Genomic DNA, 24,583 nt, shown 5'->3' on the forward strand with positions numbered 1-24,583 from the left:
CAGAGCTACACCGCTCAGGCCTCCTGAGCGTTGAGTATCTTCTGGAGTGCAAGCAGAGAGGAACACCGCTGACGCGACTGAGGGACGAACAGCAACTGCAGGGTCCCGAAATGCAAGAACTATTATGCCCATATTGTTCAACTAGATTTGCTCAAGAGAGAATAGCGGAAGGATACAGCCTTTCTGACCTCGGTCGGAGAATGTGCAGGCGCAGCCGCTGGATGACCATTTGGGTAACGCATCTTCTATCGGATCTTGGAGTGCCTATCGACTCCATTCTGTGGAACGTCTCTGACGCCGGCGAAGAAGTTGACTTACTTATGGAAGTTTTGGGAGAGGTCTGGATATTTGAGCTAAAAGATAGAGAGTTTGGTGCCGGTGATGCTTATCCTTTGAACTATAGGCAAGTTCGCTACAAGGCAGACAAGTCTATTGTGGTCACGACCGAAAGAGTATCTGGTGACGCGAAAAGAGTATTTGAAGAACTTGCTCGTGAGAGTCAACGACCAGATCGGAGCGGCCCTGTCTACATAGAGGGGCTTGATGCCATCCAAGAAACAATGCGGGCAGAGATCACGAAAGCGGCGCTTCGCTACGCAAGCCAAAGGCTGTCGGTGATCAGCGAATTGCTGGGCTATGACATGGGGGTAATACTTGCCGAACGCTTTGGACAGCACTATGAGCCTCAGAGAGAGATCACCATTGAGGAGCTCCTCTTCTAGCACAACTTCACGCGGCTAAAATCTTGCTGCAGCCAACGCCGCCTTCGGCAGTGCGGCTCGGCGCGCAACTCGCAGCCGTCCGTGTCGTCATTTCCGGAGGGCGCCCGACATGAAACACATGAGACGCGCGATCGTTCTCCTGCTCCTCCTGGCGAGCGCCTGCGCCACCATCACCGCGGCGGGAGGCGCACGCCCTGGCCCGCCCCCCACCGCCACGCTGACCCCCGCAGTGCCCGCGCCGTGGACTCTCCCCTCATCCAACACCCCGCTCTCCCCGCCACGGGCAACGAGTCCCACGGCCCTATCGGTTGTCTGGGAAAAGCGATTTGACAACAACGGGAAGGCCGATCTCGCAGCCGACATCGTAGAAACGTCCGACGGCGACCTGGTCGTCGTCGGCGTCACCGGCCCGACTTCCTGCCTGCTGTGGTGCAATGTGGACGGCTGGATCATCAAACTCAACGCGCGCGGCGAACTGCTCTGGGCGCGTCAGATGGGCAGCGGTCAGGCCGACTCGTTCAACTCCGTTACTCTCAACGGCAACCACTATTGGATTACCGGCACCCGATATGTGTTTCCCTACGCCTACCAGGCCTGGCTGTTGGAGATCGCCCCCGACGGCAGCGTGGTGTGGGAAAAGACCTTCGGCGGCAATCAGGACGAATTCGTTATGGAAACGATCCCTACCCCCGATGGGAATTTCCTGATGACCGGCCGTACCGAGTCGTTCGGCGTTCAGGATGGCAAAGGGGACGTCTGGCTGGTCAAGTTGAATCCCAGCGGCGAGATCATCTGGAGCAAGACGTACGATTTAGGCGCGGAAGATGGCGGCACTGCGCTCACCCCCTGGGGGTCAAATCGCTACATCCTCACCGCCGATACGTGCACAGCCGACTGCCGCAGCATCCTTACTCCGCATGTCTTTGCTTCCTACCTGGTGCTTGACGCGAACGGGAACATCCTCAAGACGCAGACCTTCAACGAAGGCCCCAAGAACAAGTTCGGCTCCATCATACCCACCCGCGACGGTGGCGCAGTCATCGTGGGCGGGACCAGCATGCAGGAGACATTCCCCAGCGAAGACGTCTGGATCGTCAAACTGGATGCCAACGCCGACGTGGCGTGGATGAGAATCTTCAACAGTCGCAGACGCTATGACAGCGCCTATGACATCGTGCAGATGCCTGACGGCGGCTACGTGGTGTCGGCTTACTCCCAGGTTTACCAAACGCCGGAGATGAACTTTGACAACTTTTGGATAATAAGGCTGAACAGCGCCGGAGAGAACCTCTGGTCTCGCATCTGGGGCGGCCCGGACAATGACGATCCTGTGTCCATGATTCGCACCTCCGATGGCGGAATCGTGGCGGTCGGCTTCATTGATGCGGTGTCCTGGCCGCTGGACAAGATTCCCGGCCCGTCGGATTTCTACGTGATCAAAATGACCGACACGCAGGCGCTGTTTCTCCCTTGCGTGTATCGGGATTTCCGGTGATACCACAGGAGAGGGCGTACACATCTTAGCAAGTGAACGGAGACCGCTGTAGCGAGCGTGACCACGGAAGAACACCTTACGCTGCCTGTATTCTTTGTGCCAAGGCATGAGGGCCCACATCTCTCGTCCCGAGTGACACCAGCCGCGGTGGACCGGCCTACATGTCTGGCAGCAGAGTATTCCTGGTCGTCCTACGGCGACTGCTTTGGAAGCACCCAATTCTCGGTGAATCGAAGCCCGAGAAGCGCGTGATTCTCTCTCGGATCCGAAGCGAGCGACCTTCCGCGAGTGAAACGGCCAAAGCCGTCATGAGGTGAGAGAGCTATGAAACCCTATTTGATTGTATTCGGAATAATATTCACCCTCTGGTTCCTCAATTGGGCCTTCAGCAACTCGCGCAAAGCAAAACAGTATGACGAGCTTAAGCCAAGGCTAGACAAGCTAGACGCCGCAGAGTCTGATCTAAGAAACAGGCAGGCGGAGTGGGAGAAAAAGGTGCAGCGTGATATGGAAGCTATCAATACCCTTGCAAAGCAAAAATCCGAAGGGTTCCCTTGGCTGGCACAAGCGTATGCCGACTATTTCTACCTCCAGGATCTGGAACGGGCGCGTTATCTTGAGTACAAGTCCCATCCAGCAATGAAGGCAGCTGAACAGGTCAGAGAAATAGCTGCCAAACGTAGAGACGCTGAAAAACTCTATCGGATTCTGAAGTACCAGCTAGAGTACTACGAGAGTTTGTTCCCTTGGTTGATAGATTTCAAAGGCGAAGAGATTGATGATCTCATAAGACAGATCTCGCAGAAAAGGGAGGACAGCCTGGACGATTCTGGGGAACCTGATGACCCAGCAAAGAAATGGTTAACGGCGGCCGAATATGAGTCACTCCCGAGGGTCGAGAAATATCAGTTAGCCCTGGACCGTTACTGGCAAAAGAAAAAGACGAGGTGGGAAATTGGAAGGGATTATGAACGGTACGTAGGCTACCTCTATGAATCAAAGGGCTATCACGTCTATTACCAGGGAATCGTAGAAGGGCTGGCCGATTTGGGTCGTGATTTGGTTGCCCGCAAAGACAACCAGGTTGAGATTATACAATGCAAGTACTGGTCCAAAGAAAAACAGATCCATGAGAAACACATCTTTCAGTTGTACGGGACTGTCATTGCATACAGGATAGACCACCCTGGAACCCAGGTATCCGGTTGCTTTGTAACATCTACCAGACTGTCGGATAGAGCAATCAAAGTTGTCGAAAACCTACCTCTTCAGCGGTACCCAGCTATCAAGTGTAATGTTTCACGAAGAGATGGGACGAAAATCTATCACCTCCCATTTGATCAGCAGTATGATAGGACCGTGATCGAGCAAGAGAGACTTGAGTGCTATGTTGAGACTGTAGCACAAGCGGAGGCACTTGGATACCGCCGCGCGTATCGCTGGAAAGGCCAATCGCAAGAATAATGTCCTGGCAGGGCGCATTCTGAAATTCCGCCCATACGGCGGGGACTGCGCCCGGCGCGCGGCACGGGGCAACGAGTTTGGACACAGCACTCCAGCGGCCGCGCACTTACCCCACCACCTCCGCCAGCGCCGCGTCCAAGTCCTCCAGCGTGCCCACAATGCGCGTGGACAGGAACCGCACCGCCCAGTTGTTGACCAGCGGCGAGATGGCGATGACCGGCTTTCCGGCGCGGCGGGCCTCCCACATCTCCACCGCCGTGCCCATGCTGCACGACGGCACGAACGCAATCACCACATCGGCCCGCCTGGCCTCCTCAATCATGGCGAAAAACGTGGCGCGCGCCTCCTCGTCCGAGTAGCCCAGGCTGTTGGGGTGCAGCGCCATGGGGTCAACGATGCGCGCATCGGGAAAACGCCGCCGAATCACCGCCGCAATCTCGGCGCGGTAGTCCTGCTCGTGCATCCCGTCGGCGAGCGACCCCTGGATGATCCCCGCGATAAAGAAAACCAGACTCACAGACGCCCCCTGATATGCATCGGTTCACCGCCGAGGGCACCGAGACCGCAGAGAGCATGTTCGGTTTCTCTGCATGCCCCGCGGTCTCGGCGGTGAGGTGTTCTGTACAGACGAATCACACGTACTCCTTGGGCTGCTCCTCGCCGCGCAGCACGCGGAGCGCGCCCATCGTCATGGCTTCCATCTCATCCTCGCCCGGGAAGATGAGCACCGGCGCGATCCACTCCACGCGCTCGCGTATCCAGCCCGTGAGCATCTCCGAGTGCGCCAGCCCGCCGGTCAGGACAATGGCGTCCACCTCGCCCTTCAGGACCGTGGCCATGGCGCCGATCTCTTTCGCAATCTGATACGCCATCGCCTCGTACACCAGGCGCGCGTGCTCGTCCCCTTCGGCGATGCGCCGCTCCACCTCGCGCGCGTCGTTGGTGCCCAGGTGCGCCACCAGCCCGCCCCCGCCGACGCACCGCCGCCACAACTCGTCAAACGTGTACTGGCCCGAATACGCGAGCCGCAGCAGGTCGCCGATGGGCAAGCCGCCGGCGCGTTCGGGCGAGAAGGGGCCTGTCCCATCCAGCGCCTGGTTCACGTCAATCATGCGGCCCTTGCGGTGGGGGCTGACCGAAATCCCCCCGCCCATGTGGACCACCACCAGGTTCAGTTCCTCGTAGGGTTTGCCCAGCATCTTGGCCGCCTTGCGCGCCGCCGCCTTGAGATTCAGCGCGTGGGACAGGCTCTTGCGCTCAATCTCCGGCAGCCCGCTGATGCGGGCGATCGGCTCAAACTCGTCCACCGACACCGGGTCCACGATAAAGGCGGGAACTCCGGCGCGGCTGGCGATTTCGCGGGCGATGAACGCGCCCAGGTTGCTCACGTGCTCGCGCTTGGGCTGGCGCAGGTCTTCCAACATGCGGTCGTTGATGAGGTACACGCCGCTGGCCACGGGCGGGAGCGCGCCACCCCGGCCCACCACCGCGTGCAGCGACTTCAGGTCAACGCCCTTCTCTTCCAGCACGCGCAGGATGACATCGCGGCGGAACTCGTACTGATCCACGATGCGCTGGAAGCGGGCGATCTCCTCCGCCGAGTGGCGGATGACCTCCACGAACACCGGCGATTCGTCCTCGTACAAGGCGACTTTCGTGGACGTGGAGCCTGGATTGATGCTCAGCACCCGATACATGCTTCACCTCGTCATTGAGTTAGGCGTCATGGCCCCACAGGATTCGGGCGTCCACCTCGGCAAGGCTGGCGCAGCCCGTGAGAATCATGGCCGAGCGCAACTGGTCGGCGTACTGGACCAGCAGCGCCGCGACCGCCTCTCTGCCGCCGCCGACCGCCGCGATGCTCATCGGGCGCCCGACCATCACGGCGTCGGCGCCCAACGCCAGCATCTTGAGCACATCGTACCCCGACCGCACCCCGCCGTCGGCCAGAATCGGAATCTTACCCTTGACCCGCGCCGCGATGGACGGCAGAACGTCGGCGGTGCCCGGCGTGTGATCCAGGATTCGCCCGCCGTGATTGGACACCACAATGGCCGCCGCCCCTGTGTCCAGGGCCATCTCCGCCTCGTCGGGTGTCATGATGCCCTTCAGGATAAACGGCCGCGCAAGCCGCGATGCAATCGCCTTCCAGGCGGCGACGGGCTTGGGCCCCACGTACTGCCCCGCGCGCACCATGCCGATAATCCCCGCCGCGTCTATGTCAACGCCCACAGCCCACGCGCCAGCCTCTTCTGCGCGGCGGAGCAGGCGAACGATGTCCTCCGAGCGGCGCGGCTTGGAGATGAAGCACCCACGCCCCTCGTACCGCCCAATCGTCGCGATGCCGATATCCGCCAGCGCTGGATTTGGCCCATCCCCCGCCATGCCCAGCGAGCCGGCGGCCACCGCGCCCCCTATCATGGCGTCGGCCAGGTCCTCTTCCGGCACCGCGTCGTTCATGTTCAGCGCGGTCCCCGCCACAGGCGCGACGAGGATGGGCATCTCCAGCGCGTGGCCGAATAGCGTCAGGCGCGTGTCCGGCGTGTCCTTGTCGTGCAGCGTGCGCAGGTTGAGGCGGAGTCGCGCCAGGGCCGCCACGTTGTTCATGAACGACGCGCCCGACCCGAGTCCGCCCATGCCCGGCATCTCCCCCCCGCAGGCCTTCCCGTCGCACACCGGGCAGACGCGACACGCGCCTGCAAAACGCTCCTTCGCGGTTTTCTTTACGTCGCCCCAGTTCACGGCACCCCTACCTGTCAAAGTAGATATTCTTGCCCGTTGCCGACAGCGGGATGCCCATGACAAAGTCGGCATCTATGAGGCCCATTTCGCGGGCCACCACGCCGATGCGGTACATGATGCGGTTGTCCACGTTCAGAATCTGCGCCGTCTTCACCGCCGACCCCAGGGCGATGCCCATGTCCAGCAGGCGGTAGGCGCATTGAGGCCCCTTGAACTCGCCCTCAAACGTGTTGATCTTCAAGCACTTCTCAAAGCCGCAAGCGCCGCAGTTCAGGCCCACCGTCGCGGCGTTCTTGATCCCGATGAGGACCACGGCCGCCGAGTGGGCCACGCTCTTGCCGTCGCGGTCAAAGTTCACCTTGCCGGTCCGAATGCCGAACTCCACCATCTTCTCGGCCAGGTCCCGCAGCACATCGCCCTTCAGCGTGCGGACGACGATGTAATCCTTGCCCGCCGCCTTTGGCGCGGTGCGCGCCGCCACCTCCATCAACGCAGTTACGATGTCCATGCTGTCCATGTACGTTGGCCTCCTTCTGTGTATCCTACGATTCGCAACTCGACTCTTGCGACTTCTCCTGCCCGGCCAGTGTCTTGCGGTAGCGCTTCAGTTCGGCGTTTGCCCCCACCGCATACACCGACCCGGGCAGTAGTTCAATGACCTCATTCAACTGATGCACCGCCTCGGCGCATTTGCCGCTCCGCATCAGCGCCAGGCCCAGATTGTAGCGGCACGCCGCCTCGTGCTTCGGAGCCAGCCGCCCCTTCTCCGCGTTCTCCACCAGAGCCGCAAGGGCACGGATGGCCTCCTCAAGCCGCCCCTCCTTGAGAAAGCACGCGCCCGTATTGATGCGGGCCGCCCAGCGGCTGGGGTCGGCCACGCTAAGCCGCTCGCCCAGTCGGTACAGCCCTCGTGCCGTGTCCCATCGCCTCCTGCGGGCCGCCAGGTTGCCCAGGTCCACCAGAATCTGCGCCCGCATCGTCAGCACGTAGAGCAGGATGAGGAACAAAATCGGACTCATCAGGAAGCCGCTCACGCCGTAGATAGCATAGATGAGGGCGGTGAAGGCGAGGCTCTCCACGGCAAACCGCAGGCTCAACGGCTCGCGGCGCACCAGCCCCAGGGCGCCGAACGCCAGAATGTACAACAACCCCATGAGCAAGACCATCCACGGCCCCATACCGATAACCTCCTGGCAAAACAAGGCCCTTGTCCAGAACGACAAGGGCCTTGCCTGGACGACACGATGCTCTACTTGAACAGGTCGCGAGCGGTGCGCTCCAACATCGTTACGCCGCGGACCTCTGTCTCGTAAAGCGGCACGATGGCCCGCACCGAGTCCCCGAAGGTTCGGTGAATGACCTCCATATACTCGTCCTGCATGGCAATACGGTTACGGACGAAGTCAGGCGTCGTGGCGTTCACCGTGCTCTTGTCAATGACCATGTTCACCACAACGCCACCGACCGGGATGCCGAACTCGTTGAACCAATTGATGAACCGCGTGATGACCGCGATAGGAAGCGCCTCGGGCAGCGTTACGAAGAAGAACGCCGTCTTTTCCGCATCGGTGAGGAGTTCCTTCGCGTGCGCCATACGGTCCTTGAAGCGCAGCAGGTACTCCATGAGGGGGTCCTTCTCCTGCTTCTTCTTGCTGTACGACAGCAGTTCCCGCAGGCTCCTGGCCTCCTCGCGGCTCTGCACCATCTTGTTGACCCACAGCGAGTAGACCGAGGACATGCCCAGCAGGCGGCGCGCGTTGGCCGTCGGCGCGGTGTCAAAGACGTAGGCCTCGTACTTGTCCTCAAACATGATGTCAATCATGTTCTCAAACATGGCCGACTCTTCAAAGGCCGGGTTCATCGTCGCCGATTCCACGAACTCGTCCGCCTTGGTCTTGATATCCGCGAACTTCAGGAACCACTCTATCTTCTCGCGGATTTCCTTCTTGGACTTTTCTATCGTCTCGCGCGTATCAATCTCATGCGCCCAGAGGTTGTTCACCCCCATTACGGGCGTGGGCTTGCCGAAAACATCCTGCCCCAGAAGGCTGCTCAGGCTGTGGACGGGGTTGGTGGAGGCCAGGAGCGTGCGCTTGCCCTGCTGCGCGAGCCACAAGGCGGCTGTGCCGGCCATGACAGTCTTACCGACGCCGCCCTTGCCCCCGAAGAAGACGTACTTCATTTTCGGGTGTTCGGCGAGGAATTGCTGCGTTGTCTTGGTGATCATGCGCCATTACCTCCAAACATCGCATTGGCGACTTTCTCTATCATCGGCAAGCCGGTGATGTCCCGCTCAAACTCGGGCACCCACGCCAGCACTTCGCCGCCGAAAGTGCGGTTGATCTTGTCCAGATACTGCCGCTGCATCTCAATGCGGTTGCGCAAATACGCGGGGATGTTCTGCTGCGCCAGTTCCACAGGGATCACGCGGTTGACGATGTAGCCAGACAAGGGCACGTTGAACTTGGCGAACAGCCCCGCCGCCTTCTGCGTGTCCAGGATAATCATCTCTTCCGGAACCAGCACGAAGAAGAAGGCCGTCTTCTGCTTGTCGGTCAGGATACCCGAAGAGGTATTGATGCGATTCTTAATGTAGAGCAACTCCTTCAGAATCTTGTCCTCTTCGGTCTCCTTCTCCCGCCTCATCACGGCTGCCACTTTCTCGTACTCGGCCATCTCCTCGCGCAGCGCCGTGATCTTGTCAATCCACTGGTCGTACACGGATGCCATGCTGAGGTAGTAGAGCGCGTGGCCCAGGGGCACCAGGTCGTAGATGTAGTAGTCGTACTGTCCCCCCACGACGATGTCCACCACCTCGTCAAAGATGGCGCTTTCCTCCATGGCGGGTTCTGCCGCTGCGGCCTGGATGTAGTTCTCAATCTCCTGGGGCACCTCGGGCAGGCCGTACATGTCCAGAATCTTGCGGCGAATCTCGTCCTGGTACTCCTTGATGCGTTTGTCTGCATCAATCTCTTGAGCATACAAATTCGGCATGATTTCTACAGGGCCCTTGCCGAAGATGTCTCGTTGGAAAATATCCGAAAGCGAAGCCTGCGGATCCACGGAGAACACCAGAACGCGATAGCCCTTCTTGGCCAGCCAGTACGCCGTGGCAGCGGAGAATGTGGTCTTCCCCAGACCACCCTTGCCCCCAAACATAATGTAGCGACGGTCGGGATTCTTTTCAAAAACCTCTGCTAATGACAAGGCCCATCACCCCTTTCTAGGTTTTGTAGAGTGCGCTTTCAGGACGACCGCAGCGCACTACGCGAGTGCGTCGGTCAGGTCGCGCTCGCGGAGCATGCGCCGCTTCCACGTGGCGATCTGCGGCACCACATACGGGAGCAGCCGCAGCGAGTAGTACGGCGGGAGAATCGGGATCCCCAGCAGGTCGCCCATGGTGATCAGGATGAACAGGTGCTCCATGCTCCCGCGCGTCTTCAGCGCGAATCGCGCCATGTCGTGCCCCGCCATCCCATACAGCACGCTCTTGGTGGTGTCAAGGAACCGTCTCAGCACATTGGGTTTCTCTTCCTCGCTCATGTTCGTACCTTCCTCCCTATCCAATTTCGGAATCAAACAGATCCGTAAGGTCTCTTTCCCTCAGGATGCAACGCTTCCAGCGGTCCAGCATGGGTACGGTGTACGGAATCAAACGCAAGGAGTAGTACGGTGGCAAGATCGGCAAGCCGATGATGTCGCCGAACACGACCAGGACGAAAAACCGCTCCAGTTCGCCGCGCTGCTTTTGCAGTTCGCGCACCCAGTCATACACGGTCATCCCGTAGATGATCTGCCCCAGCGTGCGCCAAGCGCGCCGAAGTCTGCTCTCCTCACATACCTCTTCGCCCATCGTTAGGCCGTTCCCAGCGCCCGTATCTGGCGCTTCATCCACGTGGCATGGGCGATCTCATCTTGCAGGTGCTCCGTCAGCATGGACAGCGTATCCTCATCGTCCATGATCTCGGCGATGGCCATCGCGTAGTGCTTGATGGCCGTCTGCTCCTCGCCCAGTTCCAGGCGCAGCATCTCGGCCGTGGGGAGCGCCTGGCTGCCGACGGCGGCGACCCGGCCCGCGACCGTGGCTGCCCCCCCTGGCTCCAGCGGCCGCCCGCCGATTTCCCGTATGCGGCGCGACAGGTTGGCCGCGTGCTCCTGCTCCACTTCCAGAATCGCCTGAACACCCTCCGCGACAGCCGCCTCTGGGATCGCCTTCGCATGGGCCGCGTACATCTCTACAGCGGCCAGTTCCGCCTTCAGAGCGTCCTGCAGAATTGCAATAATGTTTTGCTTAGACATCCGTGCCTCGCTTTCTACGCGCCGGAGCCGACGGCTACCGGAATGAACAAGACGGGTACGGTTGCGCGCCGCCGCACCTTGTCTTCCACGTTCCCCATCAGCCACCGCGACAGGGCGGTTCGCGGGTGCACGGGCATCGCGATCAGGTCGCAGCCGTTCTCGGCCGCATACGTCGCAATGGCCTCTGCCTCGCCGCGTTCGGTGAAAATCACCTCGCCCGCGAAGGCGACGCCGGCATCCTTGCTCATCGCCCCAAGCCGTGCAAACTCGGCCTCCGCGGCGTCGCGCAATCGCGCCCCGCGAGACCCAAGTTCCACCTGTACCTTGTCAAAAAACGCTTCGCCCGAGGATACAATGGGGATCACTCGCAGCCCGAGGATGGCCGCGTTGTGCACCTGCGCCAGCGAAATGATGTGCCGCGCCGTGTCGTCCGGCACACCTGCGGAATCAATGGGCAACAGAATCTTGCGATACATGGTTTCCCCTCGGCCCCATCAGGGCCTCCAACCGGGGTATCAACCCCGCCTCGGCCTGCTCCAAACCGACAAACTTCTCGCGGGCGCCCAGGATGAAAGTAGGGTAGCGCCGCACGCGGTACCGCAGCGAGAGAAACAACCCACGAAGGGATCGCGGATCCGACCAGCGGATGACCAACCCGTTGCCCGCAATCTGAGACAGCCGCCGGACCAGGCCTAGCGTCGCCTCAAAGTCGCCCCGCCACTGTTCAGGATACGCATCCTGTCCCCTGTCAAGCCCGGCGTCGCTCAGAACAACCTGGCAAGTAAAGCACAAACCAACCCTTTCTAGAATCGGTGCGATCACCTCTAGCAGGATTGGTTTGCGTACCATACCATCACCCATTTGTAGATTCTACCCACACGACATCCTGACGGAAATTTACAAAAACATTGTACGTCATCCAATCCATTCCGTCAAGAACGGCAGGTAGGCGCGATGGGAGAGCCCCATTGCTCTCCCATCGCTGAGATCGCACCTTGCGCCGCTAGGCCTTGGCCTTGGCCAATTCAGCGCGATACCGCCGGATGGCGCTCACTCCATCCCACGCCAGGACGCCGGCAGCAACAACCAGGATGAGCGCCACAAGGCCAATGATGACCTGCGCGGCGGTGAACTGCCCAACGTTGGCGATCTTGTTCGCCACCGGATCCGCCGTCTTGGGCAGGTTGATGAAGAACGCCTCATAGGCCTTGTACAGCAGGGCGCCGATGGTGGTAACGAACATGAACACGAACGGCCAGAAGGTCCACTGATAACTCTTGCCCTTGGACATCAGCCACAGCGTGATGAGCAGCAGGGCCAGGGACGCCATCAGTTGGTTGGCCGCGCCGAACACCACCCAAATCTGCAGGAAGGGCACCAGCCAGATGAGGGCCAGCGTCAGCAGCAGGGCGATGATGGTACCCACGTGCATGTTGCGGATGGCGGGGAACTTGTCGCCCAGGGCCTCGGCGCTGGCGACGCGCATGAAACGCACCACCAGGTACATGATGGTCAGGGCCATCAGGGTCAGGAACACCATCCCGTAGGCGGTTCCGAACCCTTCGCCAAGCAGTTTGTCCACGCCCCACTTGTTCATGAACACCGACAGGCCCTTGGCAAAGACCGCCGCCGCGCCACCCGCCTTGACATAGCCATCGTAACTGCCGAAGGCCACCGTCGCGGTCAGGAACGCCATGGTCGCAAAGAACATCTCAAAGAACATGGCGCCGCCGCCCACGAAGATGGCATCGCCTTCGCGCTCCAACTGCCGTGCCGTGCCCGACGACGACACCAGGCTATGCCAGCCCGAGATAGCGCCGCACGCAATCGTTACAAACAGGATGGGCCACAACGGGCCAAGCCCGGGCACGTTGAACATCCGATAGGCCGGGAAGTCGCCCATGCCAGGCCGCCAGATGAGCAACCCGATCAGCCCGCCCAGGACCCCCAGGCTCACGATCCAGAACGCCACGTAGTTGATCGGCTGCGCCCAGCGCCAGATGGGCAGCACAGACCCGAAGTAGCAGATCACGACGACCAGCAGGCTTCCGATGAACTTCGCCAGCGTAACGTCCAGGAACAGTTTCGGGCTAGCCGCGCCGCCGGTAGTCCCGTAGAGGGCCGAGAAGAAGTCCCGCACCGCCGGCGCCATGCCCACCCAGACGCCCACAAGGGCAAGCACCACCGTGACCACGGTCGTCAGAAGAATGTCCTGCTTCCACTTGTAGGTCATCTGGCCGGCCAGCAGGCCCACCAGGATCACGATGATCACCCCCAGAGGCACCGCCGGGTTGGTCAGCAGCACGAAGCCAACCTGGACCCCGAACGCGCCCATGATGAGCCACAGGTAGAAGTAGATAAACGTGAGGAGGATCATCCGGGAGCGGGGCGAGATCAGGCGATAACTCAACGCACCGAAGGTCTGACCTTCCTCACGGACGCCCATGATGATGCTGCTGTAGTCCTGCACCCAGCCGATGAAGAAAGTGCCGAGCACAATCCACAGCAGCGCGGGGAGCCAGCCCCACTGTACGGCTACAATCGGCCCGAGGATGGGGCCAAGGGCGGCAATGGACTTGAACTGGTAGCCAAAGAGGACGTTGCGGTTTGCGGGGATAAAATCCACGCCATCCATGTACATCTTCGCGGGAGTGGCCTTTTGGTTATCGGGCTGGATGACGCGGCGGTCAATGGACTTGGCATAGAGACCATATCCCACGGCGATCCCGACAGCGGCGATGACGAGGACAACCAGAGCGTTCATCTCCTACTCTCCTTACTTCATTCGCGACTGAATTCGGACGACCAATCGGTGAAACGGACTCCGCCAAATGAAGCGAACGACCGGATCAGCCCCGGCATCACCTCCCTTCCGCGAGCACAGAAAACCCACCAACGTCGGCAACCCCGCTTAGGCAACTCTATTCTACCACCAACTTTCGCATTTGTCAATAGGTTCTGATACGCGTTATGTAAACACGCGCAAACTTTCCCAAACGAATAACAACGCTCCTGCCCAAAAGTTGCGCCGCCAACGGGGTCAACCTTTTCCCCACGGCCCCTTTTACAGCCGCTGGTCAGGCGTGGAAACCCGACCTACGGGTTGGGGAGCGGCACGTAGGGCGGCTATCCCTAGCCGCCACAGGGTGCCCCTGCCCCGCCCCGGCCTTCTCCGCGCGGGGCGAGCGGCCAGGGGTGAGCGGGGTCTCCTCCCTTCACTCATATTGCCTCCGCGCGCAAACTGCTGTATAATGCGCCCAGGCGGCCACAAACTGGCTCTATGCGCCGGGTGAGAGCGTATGAGCATCAAAGTCCTCCTCATAGACGATGAGCCGATGATGAAAAGAATGCTGGCGGAGGTCTTCCGCCCGCCCGAATTTGAGTTCCTGGCCGCGCCCGACGGCCGCGAAGGCCTGCGCTTGGCTTACGACTTCAGACCCGACGTGATCCTGCTGGACATCATGATGCCCGGCATGAGCGGCTGGGAGGTCTGCCAGCGCATCCGCGAATTCTCGCCGGTTCCCATCATCATGCTCACCGCCATGGGCCAGACGACCGACAAGGTGCGCGGCCTGGACATGGGCGCCGACGACTACATCACCAAACCCGTGGACCTGGAGGAAGTCCGGGCGCGGGTCAAGGCCCTGTTGCGGCGGGCTGCAGTGGGAGAACAAACGGCGTGCCTCTACTCCATCGGCGGGGACTATCTCACCATAGACCCCATCGCGAGGAGGGTGCGAGTCGCGGGACATGAGATTTCCCTGACTCCGACGGAATACAATTTGCTGTTGTACTTCGTAACGCACCCCGACCGCCCGCTCTCCTACGGCGAACTGCTGGACAACGTGTGGGGTCCCGGCTACGAGGGGGCCGTCAGCAACCTGAAACTCTATATCCTCTATCTGCGGCGCAAGATTGAGCCTGACCCCGAGAACCCCATCTACATCGTCAACGAGCGCGGCGTCGGCTATCGGTTCGTCCGCTCACCCCTGCAGGAGAAATGAACGTGGCCATCTACCAGTTTGAAAATCGCATCCCCACCATCGGCCAGAACACCTACATCCATCCTTCGGCCTCCGTCATCGGCGATGTCTCCATCGGCGAAGGGTGCTGGATCGGGCCAGGAGCCTCCATCAGGGGCGACTATGGCCGAATCACCATCGGCAACTACACGAGCATAGAGGAGAACGTGGTGGTGCACGCCAGGCCCGACGAGCAGACCGTCATCGGCGACTGGGTTACCATCGGCCACGCCGCGGTGATCCACAACGCCACCATTCACGACTACGCGGTCATCGGCATGCGCGCCGTCGTGAGCGACTGGGCCATCGTCGGCGTGTGGAGCGTCGTTGCCGAAGGGGCCGTCGTTCGGCAGAGCCAGGAAGTGCCCGGCGGCAAAATCGCCGTCGGGGTCCCCGCGCGCCTTCTGGAAAAAGATGTAACCGCCGAATACCGCGCCCAGTGGACCCATTTCAAGAAAATCTACGTGGACCTGGCGCGGCGGTACCCGGACGGGCTAAAACTGCTTCGCCCGTAGGTGTAGAACCGGGCGTGCCCAGGGCCAACACCCACACGCTCACGGAACAGGACGCGAGCATCCTACGGCTTCAGGATGACCTCCTCTTTCCCCTGAAGTCGGTCCAGAATTCGCGTGCAGATGATGTCCAGGTGGTCGGCAGAATTGACAAAATCCAGGTCATCTGCCGGGACTGTCAGCACAGGGCAGAGGTTGAAGCCTTCCATCCACACCCTGTACAACTCGTTCAGCCGCGCCAGGTAATCCTCGGTGATGCCCGACTCAATATCGCGCCCGCGCAGGCGAATGCGGCGGGCGAGGGTGGGCACCGAAGCCTGCAGGTAGATCAGCAGGCTCGGGATCGGCAGGTGGGCCGCGATCATGTCGTAGAGGCGAACGTAGGCGTCAAAATCCCGCTTGCGCATCATGCCCATGTCAAACAGAGCCTGGGCGAAGATGTGGCGGTCCTCGTAGATGCTCCTATCCTGGATCACGGATTCGGGCAGCGCGGCAATGCGGCGGTGGAGTTCGGCGCGATGCCCAAGGAAGAATATCTGCAGGTGAAAACTCCACTGCCTCATATCGGCGTAGAAGTCGGCCAGGTAGGGATTATCCTCCACGCTCTCGTAGTAGGCCTTCCACCCCAGCCGCTGCGCCACCAGGGTAGTCAGGCTGGTCTTGCCCGATCCGATGTTGCCCGCCACAATCACAAAGCGTTTCACCATCGCGACAGAGACCTCCTCCGAAACGAGTGAACGGCGGCTGCCTGGCAGATTGTAGCCGAAATAGCCTTGCGTGTCCACACGGCCCGCAAGCATCCCGCGATTCGGCCCAATCGCGTGGCGCCCATCCCTGCGGGGGACGAAGTACCAATGTTGGCGGCCAAGGTACGACGCACTTTCGGAAGCGGTCGCACCTATTGAATCTCGCTACTCCAATAGAACACTCGCATCTTCAGTTCGGCCCGTCAGAACAGGGGGCCGCTAGACGTAGGGCAAATTGGCAATTTGCCCTACGATGGCCGCCGAGAGAGCAGCGCCAACCGAATGTGCGACCTCCCGATGGGCCTCCTGGCGCTATGTTACCACATCGTGCGTTCTAATGAAAGAGCGAGCGTGAGTAGATGAGCGCGAAGCCCAGAGCAGCCGCTTTCTCAACCAGCGTGGTACAGTTCCTCGCCGCCAAACGTCATGCGCGGTTGAGCGAGGGCGGATTCCAGCGCGCCTATGCTCAGAATGGTGGCGATCCCGCCCGACTGCGCCATGATCCGAGCATGCACTCCAAGCGCTTCGCCAAGGGTGATGTAGCGTATCACTGCGCCGCCAGTCGCTTGTACAGATCAGCGTTCTTGCTCAGCACCTTCTCCGCGGCCTTTTGGAATGCCTCGTCAGGTTGGCTCAGGAGGTCTTCAATGCTTGCCCGCGCCAGGTCCTCCGGAGCAATTCCTAGCCGGGTTGCAAGTTCTCTCAGTTGGATGAGCCGATCATCGGGCAGAACGACTGTGATTGTACTCATCGCTCGCTACCTCCGCCTACCCAGGACTTGCCGATTCCTGGCGGCGTCCTGCATCGGCTGGTCTAGACATGAGTATAGCGCGAATCCTCGGCAAGTCAAGACCGCTCGGGGCAATCTCCATTCGGTCTGTTGCTCATGACATCATCCTTCTCACCGCTGCCACCAACTCGCTCCGAGGGATGACCGCCACATCCTTATCTCCCCGCCGCTTGACCTCCGCGCCGCCCTGCTTCATGGCGCGACGGCTAACGGTGATCCGCACCGGCACGCCGATGAGGTCGGCGTCGGCGAACTTGACGCCCGGACTCTCGGCGCGGTCGTCGTACAGCGTCTCCAGGCCCGCGCCCCGGAGTTCGGCGTACACCTCCTCGGCGGCGCGGCGCACCTCTTCGTCCTCCAGGTTCAGCCCCACCAGGTGGACATCATACGGCGCGACCGATGCCGGCCACAGAATGCCCCAGTCGTCGTGATGCTGCTCCACGATAACGGCCATGAGCCGCCCCAGGCCGATGCCGTAGGACCCCATGACGATGGGCCGCTCGGCGCCGTCGGCGTCCAGGTACGTCGCGCCCAGCGCCTCGCTGTAGCGCGTGCCCAGTTTGAACAGGTGGCCCACCTCAATGGCGCGGGTGGCCCGAAGGGGCGATCCGCACCGTCCGCAGGGAGCGCCGTCGTATGCGGCGGCGATGTCGGCGAAGAAGTCCGCCTGGAAGTCGCGCGGATAGTTGGCGTTGCGCACGTGGTAGCCCGAGCGGTTGGCCCCCGCGACGAAGTTGGCCCCCGTGGTGATGCTGGGGTCGGCAACCACCGTAAGGCCACGCACCCCGATGGGCGACGCATACCCCGCCGCGACGCCCGCCCTGGCCAGCGCCGCCTCGTCGGCGGGCGCGACGCTGCCCACGCCCAGCACCCGGCACAGTTTGGCCTCGTTCACCTCCAGGTCGCCGCGGATGACCGCAAAGATGAGCCGTTCGCCTGCGGTGTAGAACACGGCCTTCATCGTTTTGCTGGTGGGGACACCCAAAAAGTCGGCCACCGCCTGGATGGTCTTGCAGCCTGGCGTGGCCACTTCCTCCAGCGGCAGCGGCTCCTCGGCGGGCAGGGGCGGCACGGCGAACTCGGCGACCTCGGCGTTGGCGGCGTACCCGCAGGCGTCGCACCGGAACAGGGTGTCCTCGCCGTGGGGACTCTCGGCCATCCACTCGTGGGACACGGCGCCGCCCATCATCCCCGTCGCCGCCTGCACGGGGATGGCCTCCACGCCGCAGCGGGCGAAGATGCGCGCATACGCCTCGTAATGCGCCTGGTACTGCGCCTCCAACCCGGCCTCGTCCACATCCAGCGAATAGGAATCCTTCATGACGAACTCGCGCACCCGGACAAGCCCCCCGCGAGGGCGCGGCTCGTCCCGGAACTTGGTCTGGAAGTGGTAGATGAGCGCGGACAGGTGCCGATAGGAGCGGATCTCCCCGGCGGCCAACAGCGTGGCGACCTCCTCGTGGGTCATGGCCAGCACCATGTCACGCCCGGCCCGGTCCTGGAACCGCACGAGTTCCGGCCCGACCGAATCGTAGCGGCCCGTGGCGCGCCACAAATCCGCCGGGTTGACGACGGGCATGAGCATCTCCTGGCCGCCGATGCGGTTCATCTCCTCGCGGATGATGGCCTGAATCTTCCGGAGCACCCGCCAGCCCAGGGGCAGGAACGCATAGATGCCGCTGCCAACGGCGCGGATCATCCCCGCCCGCACGAGCAGCCGGTGGCTGGGCAGTTCCGCGTCCGACGGCGCATCGCGCAACGTGTTGCCGAAGATTTGAGAAAGCCGCATGGGATCACCTCCGTGGATTGCGGAAGTCAAACTTCCGCGATCCAGTCAAACTTCCGCACGTGGACTGCGGAAGTCAAACTTCCGCATGTGGACTGCGGAAGTCAAACTTCCGCACTACAAACACCCCGCCCGGGCCAGAAACTCCACGCCGGGCCACAGATGCTCGGCCTCAAAGTACCAGTCAAACTCGCATGTCCGGAAGGTGTCGGGCTTCAGGTGCTCGCGCACCCAGGCCCAGTCCACCTCGCCCAGGCCGCAAACCAGGTGGTCGCGCGTGCCGATGACATCGTGCAGGTGAATGCCCGCCAGGCGCGCCGTCAGGCCGTTCAGCCAGTCGCGGTAGGGGATGAACCCCAGGTTGTGCATCACGTGCGCGTGGCCCGTATCGTACCAGAACTCCACATCGCCGAACTCGGCCAGAAGCGCGTGCGCTTCGGCGGGCGTGGGGATTTCGTGGTAGTGGTAGCGGTTCTCCACAGCGAGCCGCAGCCCGCGCCGGGCCGCCTCCCGCGACAGCGTCTCCAGACTGCGGCGCACGGCGTCCAGGTAGGGCGCTGCTTGGGCCGCGCGCGCTTCCTGTAACTGACGGCGCAGCGCCGCGTAGCGAGGCGAATCCTCCTGCTGGGCGATGTACAGCCGGCGCAATTCGCGCTCAAGCCCCCGGTCCACCTCCACATGGCCGATGTGTATGACGATCACCCCGGCCCCCAGCGCCTCGGCCCAGTCCATGGTCTGGATGTGCAGCGCCACCGCCGCGCGGCGCTTGTCCTCGTCCAGCGCGCTGACCACGATTCCGGCTGCGCCGCCCAGCCCAACCGTGGTGGGGCACGGCGCGTGAATGCTGGGAAACTCACCGTCGGCGCGGGTGATGCCTTCCAGCATCTCGGGCCGCACCACGTGGCCCAGTTCAAAGCGAGTGAATCCAACCCGCCTGCCCGCCTCCAGAAACTCGCGGACGTGGGCATGCCGCCGTTGCATCCACATGGTAGAAAGCGCGGGTGTGTTCATGACGTAGCCTCCTTGTTGACAGTCAAGCCGTGCCCATTATAATCTGTTCGCTTGAATCTCAAAAGCCGTCGGCCAATGGCTGACCGCTGACGGCTAACGGCCAACGGCTAATGGCTAATGGCTAACGGCTAATGGCTAATCGCTGACGGCTATTCCACGCTAGGAGCGCACATGCGGGTTGAAACTCTCGTTGTCGGACCTGTGATGACCAACTGCTACATTGTCGCCTGCGAGGAGACCCACAAGGCCGCGGTCATTGACCCAGGCGGCGACGCCAAGCAGATTCTGGCTGCCGTCAAACGCATGGGCGTGGATGTGGTGTACGTCCTGAATACCCACGGCCACTTTGACCACACGCTGGCCAACGACGCCATCGTGGCCGCGACGGGCGCGACGCTGGCCATCCACGAGGCCGACGCGCCCATGCTGGCGATGGGGGGCGGCGCGGCGTGGTTCGGGATGAAAGGCTCCCAATCCCGCCCCGACTTGCTCCTGCGCGACGGCGACATTGTGCGCGTCGGCAACCTGCAACTGCGCGTGCTCCACGTGCCGGGCCATTCCCCGGGCGGCGTGGCGTTCTATCTGGAGCAGCAGGGCGTTGTGTTCAGCGGCGACGCCCTATTCCAGATGGGCATCGGCCGCACCGACCTGCCGGGCGGCGACTACGACCGGCTCATCGCCAGCATCCGCACCCGACTCCTGACGCTCCCGCCCGACACGGTGGTGTACCCCGGACACGGCCCCGCCACGACGATTGCCCGCGAGCGCGTCGGGAACCCGTTCCTGTACTGAGTCGCGCGAGCGCCCCATCGCCGCCCCTCGCCTGGCGTGAACCTTTGCCCGAACCCCCGCCCCATGATATAATCTCGGTGCGAGGGCAGGAACGCCTGCCAGGGGGACAGACGTGACCCAGGAGCGACAGTATCGGACCGAGGCGGTTGTGCTCAAGCGCGGCGATTTCGGCGAGGCCGACCGCATCCTGACGATTTTCACGCCGGAGCGCGGCAAGGTGCGCGTGCTGGCCAAGGGCATCCGCCGCATTACCAGCCGCAAGGCCGGGCACCTGGAACTCTTCGTGCGCTCGCGACTGCTGGTGCACGGGGGGCGCGACCTGGACATCGTGGCCCAGGCCGAGAGCGTGGAGACCTACCGGCCCATCCGCGAAGACCTGCGGCGCACAGCCTGCGCCTACTTTATGGCCGAACTCCTTGACGGCTTCACGGGCGAAGAAGAGGGCCAGGCGGCGATATACGAGTTGCTGGTGGAGACCCTGCGCCGACTGAGCACGACCCGCGACCTGTGGCTGGCGACCCACTACTTTGAGATGCGCCTGCTGGGGTTGCTGGGATACCGGCCGGAACTTTTTTTCTGCGTGCGGTGTCGGGAGCCGCTGCGGTCGGAGGGGAACGTGATGGATCCCGCAGCGGGCGGGCTGGTCTGCCCGCGATGCGCCGGCGACGAGCCAAACTTGCAGACCGTGTCGCCCCAGGCCTTTGAGGTGCTGCGGTTCCTCCAGACGCGCCCCTACGAGGCCTGCGCGACGCTGTCGCTCAACAATCGGGTCCGCCGCGAGGTGGAAAACCTGCTGGAAAACTACGACGTGTACCTGATGGAGCGGCGGCTGAAGAGCGCGGCGTTCTTGCGGGACCTGCGTCGCCGCTGGCAGGCGCTGGATGCGCGGGCGACGGAGTCCGACGCATAGGGCCGATTGGGTTCACCACCGAGCGCGCCGAGGACGCGGAGAGGAACAAAAACCCAATCCTCTGCGTTCTCCGCGCCCTCCGCGGTGAATGTATTTTCTGGACATGGGAGTTGGGAATGGGCAGAGCGTTGTCGTTTCAAGAAGTCATCATGCGGCTAGAGCGGTTCTGGGCCGACAAAGGCTGCCTCATCTGGCAGCCGTACAACGTGCAGGTTGGCGCGGGCACCATGAACCCCGCCACCGTCCTGCGCGTGCTGGGGCCGGAGCCGTGGAACGTGGCCTACGTGGAGCCGTCGGTGCGCCCCGACGACGGGCGGTACGGTGAGAACCCCAACCGCTGGTCGCAATACTACCAGTATCAGGTCATTCTGAAGCCAGACCCAGGCAACCCACAGGAGTTGTACCTAGAGAGCCTGGAGGCGCTGGGCATAGACCTTCGGCGCCACGACGTGCGCTTCGTGGAGGACAACTGGCAGCAGCCCGCCCTGGGCGCATGGGGCCTGGGGTGGGAGGTCTGGCTGGACGGGTTGGAGATCACCCAGTTCACGTATTTCCAGCAGGCGGGCGGGTTCGTGCTGGACCCCGTCGCCGTGGAGATCACCTACGGCCTGGAGCGCATCGTCATGTTTCTCCAGGGCGTCAAGAGTTTCGTGGACATAGATTGGGGCGCGGGCCGCACCTACGGCGATGTCCTCCTGCGCCAGGAGATAGAGCACTGCACCTACAACTTTGAACGGGCGTCGGTGCCGCGCCTGCAAGAACTCTTTCGGCTGTACGAGGCGGAGGCCCAGAACGCCCTGGAGGCGCGCCTGGTCATCCCCGCCCACGACTACGTGCTCAAGTGCTCGCACACGTTCAACGTGCTGGACGCGCGCGGGGCCATCGGCGTTACCGAGCGCGCGCACTACTTCGCGCGCATGCGCGATTTGGCCCGCGCGGTGGCCGAGGCCTACGTGGCCCAGCGCGAGGAGATGGGCCACCCGTGGGGCGTGCTGAAGCCCGCGCCCGTTCCGCCACCCGACGTGCCCATGCCCGCGCCGACCCAGCCCGAGGATTTCGTCCTGGAAATCGGCGTGGAGGAACTGCCTGCCGCCGACATCACCAGCGCCATCCAGCAACTGGAACAGGCGATGGCGAGCATGCTGGCCGACGCGCGCCTGTCCTATCGTTCCCTGCGCGTTACTGGCTCGCCGAGGCGCATCGTGGCCTTCGTGGAGGGCCTGGCGCCGCGCCAGCCCGACCTGGAGCAGGAGATCAAAGGCCCGCCCGCCAAGGCCGCCTTTGACGCCGAAGGGAAGCCCACCCGCGCCGCCGAGGGGTTCGCCCGAAGCCAGGGCGTGGACGTGGCGGCGTTGCAGGTGCGCGACATGGACGGCGGGCGCTACGTGGTCGCCCGCACGGTGAAGCCAGGACGGGCGGCGGGCGAGGTGCTGGCCGAGCGCCTGCCCCAGGTCATTGCGGGCCTGAAGTTTGAGTTGTCCATGCGGTGGAACGCCAGCCAAGTGTACTTCTCGCGGCCCATCCGCTGGTTCGTGGCGCTGCTGGGCGATGCGGTTGTCCCGTTTGTCTATGCCGATGTGCCCAGCGGGCGCGTGAGCCGCGGCCTGCGCTCCGAGAACTCGCCACAGTTTGAGATTCCGAGCGCCTCCGCGTACTTTGACACGGTGGCGCGCCAGAACATCGTCGTGGACGTGGCCGAGCGGCGACAGCGCATCGCCGAGCAAATCCGCGCCCTGGCCGCCGAGGTGGGCGGGCACATCCCCGAAGACGCGGCCCTGCTGGACGAAGTTACCAACCTGGTGGAGCATCCCACGGCGCTGCGAGGGTCTTTTGACCGCAAGTACCTGCACCTGCCGCAGGAAGTGCTCATCACCGTCATGAAGAAGCACCAGCGTTATTTCCCCGTCCTGGACGAGAGCGACAAACTGCTCCCCTACTTCATCGCGGTGCGCAACGGCGACACGCGGCACCTGGACGTGGTGCGCGAGGGCAACGAGGCCGTGCTCACGGCGCGATACGCCGACGCCGAGTTCTTCTTCGCCGAGGACCGCCAGAAGCCGCTGGAAGCCTTCCTGCCCATCCTGGACACCTTGACGTTCCAGGAGAAGTTGGGATCCATGCTGGCGAAGGCGCGGCGCATTGAGGCGCTCACGCAGCGCCTGGCCGAGGCGCTAGGGCTGGCCGCGAACGAGCGCGATGTGGCCGCCCGCGCCGCGCATCTGTGCAAGGCCGACCTGGCCACCAAGATGGTGGTGGAGTTGACCTCGCTCCAGGGCGTGATGGGGCGCGAGTACGCCCTGCTGTCGGGCGAGAAGCGCGAAGTGGCCGTGGCCATCTACGAGCACTACCTGCCTCGGTACGCGGGCGATGCCCTGCCCGAGACGATGCCCGGCGTCGTCGTGGGCCTGGCCGACCGCCTGGACTCGCTGGCGGGGCTGTTCGCGGCGGGCCTGGCGCCGAAGGGTTCCGCCGACCCCTACGGCCTGCGCCGCGCCGCCCTGGGCATCGTGCAGGTCCTGACCGACAAGGGCATCTCGCTGGACTTGCGGCAGGCCATTCGTTGGGCTGCGGAGATCATGCCGATTCCGGCGGACGAGGCCACACAGGCGGGCGTGCTGGACTTCATCGTGGGCCGGCAACGCGCCGCGCTGCTGGACGCCGGCTACCGGTACGATGTGGTGGACGCGGTGCTGGCCGAGCGCGGCCACGATCCGGTGAGGGCCGCGCGCACCGTCAAGGCTCTTGCGGCGTGGGTGGACAGGCCCGACTGGCAAGATGTGCTCAACGCGTATGCGCGCACGCGGCGCATCGTGCGCGGCCTCGCCGAGAGGTACCCGCTGCGCCCGGAGTTGCTGGCGGAACCCGCCGCGCAGGCGCTGTACCACGCCTACCAGAAGGCCCGCGCCCGCGTCCGGCCCGATGGCTCCGTGGACGACCTGATGGAAGCCCTTGTGGAGTTGCGGGATCCTATCAACCGCTTCTTTGACGACATCCTGGTCATGGCCGAGGACCCGGACGTGAGGGCGGCGCGGCTCGGCCTGTGCCAGGCCGTGAGCGCGCTAGCCGACGGCATCGTGGACCTGAGCAAGGTAGAGGGGTTCTAGAAACCCCGCCCGATGCTGAAGCATCGGGCTGAAGAGGCGAAGCTCTGCGGGCTGATGTTAGCCCCGAAGGGGCTTTGTCCCCTCAGCGCGGGGGTTTAGCCCCGCGCGGGCCGTGCGGCGATTCATCCCCACCCGCGTGGAGCAAATTGGCAATTTGCTCCACATCCCCGGTCCACGGCGAGGGCGAG

General features: G+C 62.7%; 24 protein-coding genes (1 of these 24 only partly in view). 8 read left to right on the plus strand and 16 right to left on the minus strand.

Annotated elements, in window-relative coordinates; all coding sequences use genetic code 11:
- The 3 genes from H5T65_06800 to H5T65_06810 form a co-directional block, all read left to right on the plus strand.
- Positions 1–722, plus strand: the 3' portion of a protein-coding gene (locus H5T65_06800) for a hypothetical protein (GenBank protein ID MBC7258939.1). Its footprint begins 649 nt before the window's first position; only the last 722 of its 1,371 coding nucleotides appear in the window; the start codon falls outside the window, past its left edge; its stop codon occupies positions 720–722.
- Positions 723–831: 109 nt separating this feature from the next.
- Entirely contained in the window at positions 832–2,217 is a 1,386-nt protein-coding gene (locus H5T65_06805) for a hypothetical protein (GenBank protein ID MBC7258940.1), read from the plus strand.
- 324 nt (positions 2,218–2,541) lie between these two features.
- Positions 2,542–3,681, plus strand: a complete 1,140-nt coding sequence (locus tag H5T65_06810; GenBank protein ID MBC7258941.1) for a restriction endonuclease — start codon at positions 2,542–2,544, stop codon at positions 3,679–3,681.
- A gap of 106 nt (positions 3,682–3,787) precedes the next feature.
- Here the strand turns inward: H5T65_06810 and H5T65_06815 are convergent, their stop codons facing one another.
- The 12 genes from H5T65_06815 to H5T65_06870 all read right to left on the minus strand — a co-directional run bounded on the left by H5T65_06815 (position 3,788) and on the right by H5T65_06870 (position 13,486).
- Complete coding sequence (locus H5T65_06815; GenBank protein MBC7258942.1) at positions 3,788–4,198, minus strand: hypothetical protein; 411 nt, start codon at positions 4,196–4,198, stop codon at positions 3,788–3,790.
- A 115-nt stretch (positions 4,199–4,313) separates the two neighbouring features.
- Positions 4,314–5,378 carry a butyrate kinase gene (buk, locus tag H5T65_06820; GenBank protein ID MBC7258943.1) on the minus strand — a complete coding sequence of 355 codons (1,065 nt, stop codon included), beginning with the start codon at positions 5,376–5,378 and terminating at the stop codon, positions 4,314–4,316.
- A 19-nt stretch (positions 5,379–5,397) separates the two neighbouring features.
- Entirely contained in the window at positions 5,398–6,423 is a 1,026-nt protein-coding gene (locus H5T65_06825; GenBank protein ID MBC7258944.1) for an alpha-hydroxy-acid oxidizing protein, read from the minus strand.
- Between the two features lie 7 nt (positions 6,424–6,430).
- The gene (locus H5T65_06830; protein MBC7258945.1) at positions 6,431–6,940 is read right to left on the minus strand and encodes a hypothetical protein; all 510 of its coding nucleotides are present in this window, start codon (positions 6,938–6,940) and stop codon (positions 6,431–6,433) included.
- A gap of 25 nt (positions 6,941–6,965) precedes the next feature.
- Positions 6,966–7,601 carry a tetratricopeptide repeat protein gene (locus H5T65_06835; protein MBC7258946.1) on the minus strand — a complete coding sequence of 212 codons (636 nt, stop codon included), beginning with the start codon at positions 7,599–7,601 and terminating at the stop codon, positions 6,966–6,968.
- Positions 7,602–7,672: 71 nt separating this feature from the next.
- Positions 7,673–8,650, minus strand: coding sequence for an ArsA family ATPase (locus tag H5T65_06840; protein MBC7258947.1), 978 nt, complete (start codon positions 8,648–8,650; stop codon positions 7,673–7,675).
- The gene (locus H5T65_06845; protein MBC7258948.1) at positions 8,647–9,630 is read right to left on the minus strand and encodes a TRC40/GET3/ArsA family transport-energizing ATPase; all 984 of its coding nucleotides are present in this window, start codon (positions 9,628–9,630) and stop codon (positions 8,647–8,649) included. Before H5T65_06845 ends, H5T65_06840 begins: the two co-directional genes overlap by 4 nt.
- Positions 9,631–9,687: 57 nt before the next feature.
- Positions 9,688–9,966, minus strand: coding sequence for a hypothetical protein (locus H5T65_06850; protein MBC7258949.1), 279 nt, complete (start codon positions 9,964–9,966; stop codon positions 9,688–9,690).
- 16 nt (positions 9,967–9,982) lie between these two features.
- Positions 9,983–10,276 (minus strand): hypothetical protein, encoded by a 294-nt coding sequence (locus H5T65_06855; GenBank protein ID MBC7258950.1) that lies wholly within the window; start codon positions 10,274–10,276, stop codon positions 9,983–9,985.
- Positions 10,277–10,278: 2 nt separating this feature from the next.
- Positions 10,279–10,722: a ferritin-like domain-containing protein gene (locus H5T65_06860; protein MBC7258951.1), complete on the minus strand. Its 444-nt coding sequence runs from the start codon at positions 10,720–10,722 to the stop codon at positions 10,279–10,281.
- 14 nt (positions 10,723–10,736) lie between these two features.
- Positions 10,737–11,198 (minus strand): universal stress protein, encoded by a 462-nt coding sequence (locus tag H5T65_06865; protein MBC7258952.1) that lies wholly within the window; start codon positions 11,196–11,198, stop codon positions 10,737–10,739.
- A 527-nt stretch (positions 11,199–11,725) separates the two neighbouring features.
- Complete coding sequence (locus H5T65_06870) at positions 11,726–13,486, minus strand: hypothetical protein (GenBank protein MBC7258953.1); 1,761 nt, start codon at positions 13,484–13,486, stop codon at positions 11,726–11,728.
- Between the two features lie 535 nt (positions 13,487–14,021).
- Between H5T65_06870 and H5T65_06875 the strand changes: the two genes are divergently transcribed.
- The gene (locus H5T65_06875; protein MBC7258954.1) at positions 14,022–14,726 is read left to right on the plus strand and encodes a response regulator transcription factor; all 705 of its coding nucleotides are present in this window, start codon (positions 14,022–14,024) and stop codon (positions 14,724–14,726) included.
- A complete protein-coding gene (locus H5T65_06880) occupies positions 14,723–15,259 on the plus strand; it encodes a gamma carbonic anhydrase family protein (GenBank protein ID MBC7258955.1) in 537 nt (178 codons plus the stop codon). The genes H5T65_06875 and H5T65_06880 overlap by 4 nt, the downstream gene beginning before the upstream one ends.
- A 62-nt stretch (positions 15,260–15,321) precedes the next feature.
- On the opposite strand, the gene H5T65_06885 is transcribed toward H5T65_06880, so the two are convergent.
- From H5T65_06885 to H5T65_06900, 4 genes are all read right to left on the minus strand, one after another.
- Positions 15,322–15,963 carry a deoxynucleoside kinase gene (locus H5T65_06885; protein ID MBC7258956.1) on the minus strand — a complete coding sequence of 214 codons (642 nt, stop codon included), beginning with the start codon at positions 15,961–15,963 and terminating at the stop codon, positions 15,322–15,324.
- 586 nt (positions 15,964–16,549) lie between these two features.
- Positions 16,550–16,753 carry a DNA-binding protein gene (locus H5T65_06890; protein ID MBC7258957.1) on the minus strand — a complete coding sequence of 68 codons (204 nt, stop codon included), beginning with the start codon at positions 16,751–16,753 and terminating at the stop codon, positions 16,550–16,552.
- A gap of 133 nt (positions 16,754–16,886) precedes the next feature.
- Positions 16,887–18,581: a proline--tRNA ligase gene (locus tag H5T65_06895; GenBank protein ID MBC7258958.1), complete on the minus strand. Its 1,695-nt coding sequence runs from the start codon at positions 18,579–18,581 to the stop codon at positions 16,887–16,889.
- A gap of 114 nt (positions 18,582–18,695) precedes the next feature.
- Positions 18,696–19,589: a sugar phosphate isomerase/epimerase gene (locus tag H5T65_06900; protein ID MBC7258959.1), complete on the minus strand. Its 894-nt coding sequence runs from the start codon at positions 19,587–19,589 to the stop codon at positions 18,696–18,698.
- A gap of 171 nt (positions 19,590–19,760) precedes the next feature.
- Here H5T65_06900 and H5T65_06905 point away from each other — a divergent pair, with 171 nt between their 5' ends.
- From H5T65_06905 to H5T65_06915, 3 genes are all read left to right on the plus strand, one after another.
- Entirely contained in the window at positions 19,761–20,381 is a 621-nt protein-coding gene (locus H5T65_06905) for an MBL fold metallo-hydrolase (protein ID MBC7258960.1), read from the plus strand.
- Positions 20,382–20,493: 112 nt separating this feature from the next.
- Complete coding sequence (gene recO, locus H5T65_06910; GenBank protein MBC7258961.1) at positions 20,494–21,291, plus strand: DNA repair protein RecO; 798 nt, start codon at positions 20,494–20,496, stop codon at positions 21,289–21,291.
- 116 nt (positions 21,292–21,407) lie between these two features.
- A complete protein-coding gene (locus tag H5T65_06915) occupies positions 21,408–24,395 on the plus strand; it encodes a glycine--tRNA ligase (protein ID MBC7258962.1) in 2,988 nt (995 codons plus the stop codon).
- The last annotated feature ends 188 nt before the right edge of the window (positions 24,396–24,583 follow it).

This window comes from Chloroflexota bacterium, assembly GCA_014360805.1.
GTDB lineage: Bacteria > Chloroflexota > Anaerolineae > DTLA01 > DTLA01 > DTLA01.

Coding starts and splice junctions, on each gene's coding strand:
- H5T65_06850 (MBC7258949.1), bottom strand. CDS start 9,966: ATGAGCGAGGAAGAGAAACCCAATGTGCTGAGACGGTTCCTTGACACC.
- H5T65_06880 (MBC7258955.1), top strand. CDS start 14,723: ATGAACGTGGCCATCTACCAGTTTGAAAATCGCATCCCCACCATCGGC.
- H5T65_06895 (MBC7258958.1), bottom strand. CDS start 18,581: ATGCGGCTTTCTCAAATCTTCGGCAACACGTTGCGCGATGCGCCGTCG.
- H5T65_06805 (MBC7258940.1), top strand. CDS start 832: ATGAAACACATGAGACGCGCGATCGTTCTCCTGCTCCTCCTGGCGAGC.
- H5T65_06870 (MBC7258953.1), bottom strand. CDS start 13,486: ATGAACGCTCTGGTTGTCCTCGTCATCGCCGCTGTCGGGATCGCCGTG.
- buk (MBC7258943.1), bottom strand. CDS start 5,378: ATGTATCGGGTGCTGAGCATCAATCCAGGCTCCACGTCCACGAAAGTC.
- H5T65_06840 (MBC7258947.1), bottom strand. CDS start 8,650: ATGATCACCAAGACAACGCAGCAATTCCTCGCCGAACACCCGAAAATG.
- H5T65_06885 (MBC7258956.1), bottom strand. CDS start 15,963: ATGGTGAAACGCTTTGTGATTGTGGCGGGCAACATCGGATCGGGCAAG.
- H5T65_06865 (MBC7258952.1), bottom strand. CDS start 11,198: ATGTATCGCAAGATTCTGTTGCCCATTGATTCCGCAGGTGTGCCGGAC.
- H5T65_06860 (MBC7258951.1), bottom strand. CDS start 10,722: ATGTCTAAGCAAAACATTATTGCAATTCTGCAGGACGCTCTGAAGGCG.
- H5T65_06830 (MBC7258945.1), bottom strand. CDS start 6,940: ATGGACAGCATGGACATCGTAACTGCGTTGATGGAGGTGGCGGCGCGC.
- H5T65_06890 (MBC7258957.1), bottom strand. CDS start 16,753: ATGAGTACAATCACAGTCGTTCTGCCCGATGATCGGCTCATCCAACTG.
- H5T65_06835 (MBC7258946.1), bottom strand. CDS start 7,601: ATGGGGCCGTGGATGGTCTTGCTCATGGGGTTGTTGTACATTCTGGCG.
- H5T65_06915 (MBC7258962.1), top strand. CDS start 21,408: ATGGGCAGAGCGTTGTCGTTTCAAGAAGTCATCATGCGGCTAGAGCGG.
- H5T65_06855 (MBC7258950.1), bottom strand. CDS start 10,276: ATGGGCGAAGAGGTATGTGAGGAGAGCAGACTTCGGCGCGCTTGGCGC.
- H5T65_06875 (MBC7258954.1), top strand. CDS start 14,022: ATGAGCATCAAAGTCCTCCTCATAGACGATGAGCCGATGATGAAAAGA.
- H5T65_06810 (MBC7258941.1), top strand. CDS start 2,542: ATGAAACCCTATTTGATTGTATTCGGAATAATATTCACCCTCTGGTTC.
- H5T65_06905 (MBC7258960.1), top strand. CDS start 19,761: ATGCGGGTTGAAACTCTCGTTGTCGGACCTGTGATGACCAACTGCTAC.
- H5T65_06900 (MBC7258959.1), bottom strand. CDS start 19,589: ATGAACACACCCGCGCTTTCTACCATGTGGATGCAACGGCGGCATGCC.